The following is a 343-nucleotide window of genomic DNA, read 5'->3' as shown; positions in this document are numbered from 1 at the left end:
GGACGGGTTCAATATTGGTATAACCAGCATCATCAAAGTATTGGTAGTACCAAAATATTATCTAATCTCAGAAAAGACCCGGCCGTCACCGAACAGGTGACGTTAAAGCAAGTTAAGAGGATTATGAGCAAGCTAGGCATTCGTTGCCAGGTTCATCAGAAAAAGCATTCACGAATCAAACAACAGGAGCAATACTTACAAGATAATGTTTTAAATCAGCGTTTTGGCGTTAACCAACCAAACCAGGTTTGGTTAGCTGATTCAACGGAATTGACCTATGGTGTTAACGGTCAGTATAAAGTGCGTTTGAGTGGCGCGCTGGATCTTTACGGTCGCCATCTAA

1 pseudogene is annotated in these 343 nt (G+C 42.0%); it reads left to right on the top strand.

Annotated elements, in window-relative coordinates:
- Positions 1–343: pseudogene (locus tag MZO40_RS17080) on the top strand (IS3 family transposase); the annotation flags it as partial.

Source organism: Lactiplantibacillus sp. B652 (assembly GCF_023806745.1).
GTDB classification, from domain to species: domain Bacteria; phylum Bacillota; class Bacilli; order Lactobacillales; family Lactobacillaceae; genus Lactiplantibacillus; species Lactiplantibacillus pentosus.
This window is presented reverse-complemented; position numbering and strand designations above follow the sequence as displayed.